Genomic DNA, 1,532 nt, shown 5'->3' with positions numbered 1-1,532 from the left:
TATTGAAGCCTTTGCCGAAACGATCAATGGCACGTTCACTAATGCCACTTTCCCTGATGTCGCTCGTCACTATTTCGATATGGTAGCAGCCGGGGTGGATGACATTATCCATGAGTTCAACACCACAATTGCGCCTGACCCGACCACTAACTCAACGACAGTAGCCCATCACCATCGGTCAAAAAGAATGATCCTTTCGGAGCAGGATTTTTTAAGCAGAATCAGGTGGCTGATAGGGGCTGAAGATGCCCTTGCCAAAGACAACATGGTCCCGCAACTGTTGGATTTTTTACGGGGTTTTTCTGCAATGCGCAATGAATTTACCCTTGCGGTGCAGCGTGGCGTTGCGGGAGACCCGGATGCAATAGCTCTTGTCAATCAACTCCGTCAGCCGCAGGGGATGGCCAATTATTTGGCGCAATATGAGCAAGAGGTCTTTAATTTAATGTGGAGTGAAGACTATCAGGCACTTGGCAGATTAGCGTATAAAGTTAACACCCTCTCAATTATTAACGAAAGTACTCCGGCACGACCTAGAGACATGATGCAAGGGCTCCAGATCTTGGTTCGTAACTTGCTGCAGCGTCTCCAACGGATATCTCTGGCCCCCAATCCGCCAGCTGTGACAAATTTAAATTTTGTCACAGCTTTCTCTATGGTATGGAACCCTTTTCGACTAATGATGAATGATCTGCAATTAAAGGAAGGCGTATGTCTGGGGGATATAGTGTCATTGAGCGTTGCCAGCCACTTTGGAATTTCTGTTGGCCGCTCTTTAAGTGCTCTGGTCAATGCTGTTTTTCTGGGTGCCGGATATGCTCGATTACCCGCTCTTGTCAGGACCTTGCTACAGGAAATGTCGGCTAAAAGTCTGGTTGCTTCCCGCGCAGCTTTATGGCGTAGCCTGGGCCTGAAAAAAGACAGTCATTACCTTGATAAAATCAGCCAGAAACTTGGGCGATTTTCGTATGAAGTCTATGGTGGAGAACCATTTCTTACAATTCGGTCAATGCTGTCAAAGATAGTTACAGCGTTCAATGCGAAGGCAACTCAGTTACCGGCAGGGGCAGATGCTACTGTTCTGTTTAGCATCTCCCCGCGTATCGGACATATCCTATTTGCAAAATTACAAAGGGTGAATAATCAACTGGCTCTGGTCATTTCTGATACCGCAAGCTCTTTGTACGTGGCCAGAGCCGATTCAATGGATCAGTTGGTCGCAAGGGCCATGGACGTACTGAGACGACTGGCTGAGGGATACAGCCTTGGATTGACTCAGCCAGCGCAGATTGGCAACGCAAGAGGTATCGGGCATCTTTATCAACCCACCGACGCAAAAATAACCGAGTTGGCTGACCTGACTCCCATTCCTACCTCGGCCTTAACGTTAAAACAGATCGTGACCAAGCCGGTAACGGAACTTGAAGCCCTCGACAAAGTGGCCACGAAGGCCCTGGCCAAACAATACGTTGAGAAAGTGACCAGTGCAGATGGGCTTAAGAAACTGAAATTAAGCCAGAAACTGACTGAAC

Annotated in this window: 1 protein-coding gene; it reads left to right on the top strand. The window is 48.0% G+C overall.

The features are described from left to right. Positions 1 to 1,532 (top strand): hypothetical protein (locus KDK15_RS16735; RefSeq protein ID WP_257296530.1); only part of this gene is annotated, 1,532 nt, incomplete at both ends.

It is taken from the genome of Endozoicomonas sp. YOMI1 (genome assembly GCF_024606345.1).
In the GTDB taxonomy this organism is placed as follows: domain Bacteria; phylum Pseudomonadota; class Gammaproteobacteria; order Pseudomonadales; family Endozoicomonadaceae; genus Endozoicomonas.
The sequence above is the reverse complement of the archived record's forward strand: the minus strand, read 5'-3'. Positions and strand labels throughout refer to the sequence as shown.